Source organism: Streptomyces sp. CO7 (assembly GCF_053474865.1).
Genome location: NZ_JBRIOU010000007.1, coordinates 79,062 through 83,697 on the forward strand (window position 1 = coordinate 79,062; position 4,636 = coordinate 83,697).

Below are 4,636 nucleotides of genomic sequence, written 5' to 3' on the forward strand. Positions count from 1 at the left end.
CGCCCGGCCCGCTGCCCCTGCCGGACGCGCGTGCCGCTCGTAGACTCGGACGAGGTGGCTCCCGGAAACGTATCGCGGGACGAGACGACGACTGGACGAGGAGGCCCGCCGATGTACGCACGTGTGGGAGACCGGCTGCTGACGCACGGCAGGGTGGTCGGAGCGGCCGACCGGACGGCAGAGGTGATCGAGGTGCTCGGCCCGGGCGGTGCCCCGCCCTACCGGGTGCGGTTCGACGACGGCAACGAGGCGATGGTCTGGCCCGGCCCTGACACCGAGGTGAAGCACCTGACCACCGGTCCTGGCGTCACCGCCAGTGGGAGTCACCGCCTGTAGCGGGGCCCGCTCCGGGCGGTCGACATGGCTCTTAGCTCTGCCTTGCCCGCCGCCGAAGCCGCCCGCCGCCGAAGCGGCCCGGGGCCGAGGTGGCCCGGGGCCGAGGTGGCCCGGGGCTGCGGCGGTGCGCTGCCGTGCCGACCCGTGCGCTCAGCCGCCGTAGTGGTCCTTGACCACCCGCGCCATGGCGCCGCTCGGATCGGCCGCGACCTCCTTGGCGGAGAAGAAGACGTGTCCCCCCACCTCGGGCAGCGCCGCCGCGAGCTCGAGGTGACGGGACAGTTCGCGCACGTTCTGCCAGGCGGCGGCCTGTTTCGGGTCGCCCGCCTTGTAGAGCGCCTCACCGAGGTACAGGGCGGTGCCGGTGCCGCGTGTGGTGTCCGCCCACCACTCGGCGAGCACCGCGTAATCGGCGGCGCTCTGCCCGATGTGCCAGTACAGCTGCGGCACCACGTAGTCGATCCAGCCCCCGCGCACCCACTTGCGAGTGTCCGCGTACAGGTCGTCGTAGGTCTGCACGCCGCCGCGGGTGTCGGAGCCGCGCCGGTCGGTGGAGGCGTTGCGCCAGACGCCGAACGGGCTGATCCCGAACCGCGTCCCCGGACGGGCGGCGCGGATCCGCCGGGCGGTCTCCTTCACCAGCAGGTCGACGTTGTTGCGCCGCCAGGCGGCGCGGGAGGAGAACGCGGCCCCGTGCGCCTTGTAGGCGGCCGCGTCGCCGAAGGTCTGTCCCGCCACCGGGTACGGGTAGAAGTAGTCGTCGAAGTGCACGGCGTCGACCGGGTAGCGCTCCACGGCGTCGAGGACGGCGTCCTGCACGAAGGCGCGGACCTCCGGCAGCCCCGGGTTGTAGTACAGCTTGCCGCCGTAGGGCACCACCCAGCCCGGGTGCTTGCGTGCGGGATGCCCGGCCACCAGGCGGGACGGCTGGGTGTGCGCGGCCACCCGGTACGGGTTGAACCAGGCGTGCAGTTCGAGCCCCCGGGCGTGCGCCTCCGTCACGGCGGTGCCCAGCGGGTCCCAGCCGGGGTTCTTGCCCTGGGTGCCGGTGAGGTAGGCGGACCAGGGCTCGTACCGCGACGGCCAGAGGGCGTCGGCGGTCGGCCTGACCTGGAAGATCACGGTGTTCAGCCGCCGTCGCACCGCGGCGTCGAGGTGACGCAGCAGTTCGTCGCGCTGGCGGGCGGCACTCAGCCCGGGACGTGAGGGCCAGTCCCTGTTCCCCACGGTGGCCAGCCACATCCCGCGCATCGCCCCGGCCGGTGCCCCACCGCCGCCGGCCGCACCCGCCGGGGCCGTCACGGCCGAGCCGCTGGCCAGGGGCGCCGCGGCGCCCGTGGCCAGCAGGGCGGGCAGCGCCGTGACGGCGGCGGTGGCGAACGTCCTGCGGGAGAGTCCTGCCATCGGATGAGACCCCTCACGTTTCGCGGCCGCCCGGACACGGGCAGTACCGCTGGGACAGCGGTCACCCAGCATGCCCCACCCGAACGATCGATCGTCGGAGCCGCGAAGGTAACGTGCTCGATCGGAGCAGGCGCCGACCGACGGCAACCTGTCCGACCCGATGATCACGAAAGGGACGATGTGAGCGACATCGAACGCGTGGGAGTGGTGGGCTCCGGCCAGATGGGAGCCGGTATCGCCGAGGTCTGCGCCCGCGCCGGTCTGGACGTGAAGGTCGCCGAGGCCACCGGCGAGGCCCTGGAGTTCGGACGCACCCGGGTGCTCACCTCTCTCCAGCGGGCGGTGGAGCGCGGCAAGCTCACCGAGGAGGAGCGCGCGGCCACCGAGGCGCGCCTGGACTTCACCACCGACCTCGGCGAGTTCCACGACCGTGACCTCGTCATCGAGGCCGTCGTGGAGAACGAGCAGGTCAAGACGGAGATCTTCCAGGTCCTCGACCAGGTGGTCACCCGCCCGGACGCCATCCTGGCCTCCAACACCTCCTCCATCCCGCTGGTGAAGCTCGCGGTCGCCACCTCGCGGCCCGACCAGGTGGTGGGCATCCACTTCTTCAACCCGGCGCCGGTGCAGCAGCTCGTCGAGCTGATCCCCGCACTGACCACCTCCGAGGGCACCCTCAGCCGCGCGCAGCTGTTCGCCGAGAAGGCGCTCGGCAAGCACTCCATCCGCGCCCAGGACCGCTCCGGCTTCGTGGTCAACGCGCTGCTGATCCCCTACCTGCTGTCGGCGATCCGGATGTTCGAGTCCGGCATCGCCAGCCGTGAGGACATCGACAACGGCATGGAGATGGGCTGCGCCCACCCGATGGGCCCCCTCAAGCTCGCCGACCTGATCGGCCTGGACACGGTGGCCTCGGTCGCCTACTCCATGTACGAGGAGTACAAGGAGCCCCTGTACGCCGCTCCCCCGCTGCTGCAGCGCATGGTCGACGCGGGGCGGCTCGGCCGCAAGACGGGGTCGGGGTTCTACACGTACGGCTGATCGCGCAACCACGGGTCCTGAGCTGGGAGTTCAGCTCAGGGCCCGTGGTCGTGCCCGTCACGCGGGCGACGATCGGAGCACCGGGTCGTCGATGCCCCCGCACTCTTCCCTGCCGGCGCGGTCGCGCCGGCTGTTCAGGAGCGCTGGCCGCTCGGCGTTCCCGGGCGGGAGGAGAGCTGCTCCGACTGCTGCTTGAGGTTGCGCAGCCAGTGGTCCAGCGAGGCGTCGAGAGCCCCCTGCAGGTACTCGACGTTGGCGTCGACCGGCTCGCCGGTCCAGGATTCCTCGGTGTGGACGTGCACTCCGTCCTCGGCCTGGGTGAAGGTCCACACGTGGACCGCCGTGATGCCCTGGGCCGGCCCGCCCCAGACGATGCGGCGCTGGGGCTGCACCTGCTTCACCGTCGAGGTGATGTCTTCCAGTCCCTCGGTTGACCAGACCCACGAGGAGCCCGGTCGCAGCGCTCCGGGGGTCTGCTTGACCGAGGAGCTGACGTTCGGCTGCCAGTCCGGCCAGTTCTCGACGTCGGTCTGGACGCGCCACACCTTCTCCAGCGGAGCGTGGATGACGATGTCGTCCCGAGTGATGACGGGGGCCGTCTCATCGATACCGATCGGCGCGGGCCCTGCGTTGGCGAAGGCGAGGGGCAGCGCGGCGAGGAGTGCGGTGGCGGTGGCGAGCATGACGATTCCTTCGAATGGCTGGGAAGCTGGGCACCGACGGACCTCATGAGTGTGGTTACTCACTCAGTAATGCCGCAGCGTCAGCGAATGTGCACTGACACCTCTGCGACACAGGCGATTGGGGCCAGGTGTTGTTACGCACCCCAATCCGCCCGTCCGGCGATCTGTGAGTAGTCAACCACTCATGACTCTGGTCGTCAATCGCAGAGCCCTCCGGCCGGCTCGAACAGGGCAGCGTCCGGCCGACGTGACGCAGGTCTCGGGAACTCCGCCCGGCAGACCGACAGGTGATTGAGGTGACCACAACCTTGCGCGCGCGCATTCGAGCGGGGGACCCACAGGCCTTCGCCGAACTCTTCGACACCTGTGCGAAGACCGTTTACAACCACGCCTACCGGCTGACTGCCGACTGGGGTTCGGCCGAGGACATCGTGTCGGCGACGTTCATGGAGGCATGGCGCGGCCGTCTGCGCCTCGACGCGGAGGGCGGCAGTGTGCGCCCGTGGCTGCTCGGCATCGCCACCAACCTCGTTCGCGCCCAGTCACGGAGCAACCGCCGGTACAAGGCCGCTGCCGCAGCCGCCGCAGCCGCCCACGCCGCCGGTCCCGAGGGCGTGGCAGTGGTGTCCGATCACGCGGAGGAAGTCGCGGGCCGCCTGGACGACCGCCGGCGCCTGGCCGCCACCGCGGCCGCACTCGCAAGCCTGCGGCGCCCCGAGCGTGAAGTGCTCAGCCTGTGCCTGTGGCAGGGCCTGGACTACGTCGCCGCGGCGCAGATCCTGGGCGTCCCCGTCGGCACGGTCCGGTCCCGGCTCTCCCGGGCCCGCAAGAAGCTGAAGAAGCTCGCCGACACACAACTCCTGACAGAGATTCGGGAACCCCGGCCGGCGAATCGCCAGACAAAAGGGGACCGCACGATCGCGGCCCGGTCCGCACAGGAAGGAAACCGGTGAACATGCGCCAGCCACGTCCGAGCACGGCCCGCCACACGCCTGACGAATGGCCCGGAGGGGAGCACCTGCTCTCCCGCGACGAAGCCGACCTCCCCGCAGGCCGTCATGCCTTTCACAAGGAAGCACTCATGACCTTCATCCAGCAGGAGACCCAGGACGCGGCGACCCCCACGCCCGCTCCCCCGGTCACCACACCCGCCCGCCGCCGGGTCCTGCGGC

The 4,636-nt window shown here is 71.1% G+C and carries 5 protein-coding genes; 3 read left to right on the forward strand and 2 right to left on the reverse strand.

From position 1 onward, the window contains the following. Positions 1-111: 111 nt before the first annotated feature. Positions 112-336 (forward strand): DUF1918 domain-containing protein, encoded by a 225-nt coding sequence (locus ACOV8S_RS24175; protein WP_448320253.1) that lies wholly within the window; start codon positions 112-114, stop codon positions 334-336. A 150-nt stretch (positions 337-486) separates the two neighbouring features. Here ACOV8S_RS24175 and ACOV8S_RS24180 read toward each other — a convergent pair whose 3' ends face one another. Further along, complete coding sequence (locus tag ACOV8S_RS24180) at positions 487-1,740, reverse strand: glycoside hydrolase family 10 protein (protein ID WP_448320254.1); 1,254 nt, start codon at positions 1,738-1,740, stop codon at positions 487-489. Positions 1,741-1,920: 180 nt separating this feature from the next. Between ACOV8S_RS24180 and ACOV8S_RS24185 the strand changes: the two genes are divergently transcribed. Further along, the gene (locus ACOV8S_RS24185; protein ID WP_448320256.1) at positions 1,921-2,781 is read left to right on the forward strand and encodes a 3-hydroxybutyryl-CoA dehydrogenase; all 861 of its coding nucleotides are present in this window, start codon (positions 1,921-1,923) and stop codon (positions 2,779-2,781) included. A gap of 134 nt (positions 2,782-2,915) precedes the next feature. Here the strand turns inward: ACOV8S_RS24185 and ACOV8S_RS24190 are convergent, their stop codons facing one another. Further along, positions 2,916-3,464, reverse strand: coding sequence for an SRPBCC family protein (locus ACOV8S_RS24190; RefSeq protein WP_448320257.1), 549 nt, complete (start codon positions 3,462-3,464; stop codon positions 2,916-2,918). 296 nt (positions 3,465-3,760) lie between these two features. Between ACOV8S_RS24190 and ACOV8S_RS24195 the strand changes: the two genes are divergently transcribed. Beyond that, positions 3,761-4,417, forward strand: coding sequence for an RNA polymerase sigma factor (locus ACOV8S_RS24195; RefSeq protein ID WP_448320441.1), 657 nt, complete (start codon positions 3,761-3,763; stop codon positions 4,415-4,417). The last annotated feature ends 219 nt before the right edge of the window (positions 4,418-4,636 follow it).

Bases quoted from the DNA above. Each gene is read 5' to 3' on its own strand.
- ACOV8S_RS24175 (WP_448320253.1), top strand. From the start codon at position 112: ATGTACGCACGTGTGGGAGACCGGCTGCTGACGCACGGCAGGGTGGTC.
- ACOV8S_RS24190 (WP_448320257.1), bottom strand. From the start codon at position 3,464: ATGCTCGCCACCGCCACCGCACTCCTCGCCGCGCTGCCCCTCGCCTTC.
- ACOV8S_RS24180 (WP_448320254.1), bottom strand. From the start codon at position 1,740: ATGGCAGGACTCTCCCGCAGGACGTTCGCCACCGCCGCCGTCACGGCG.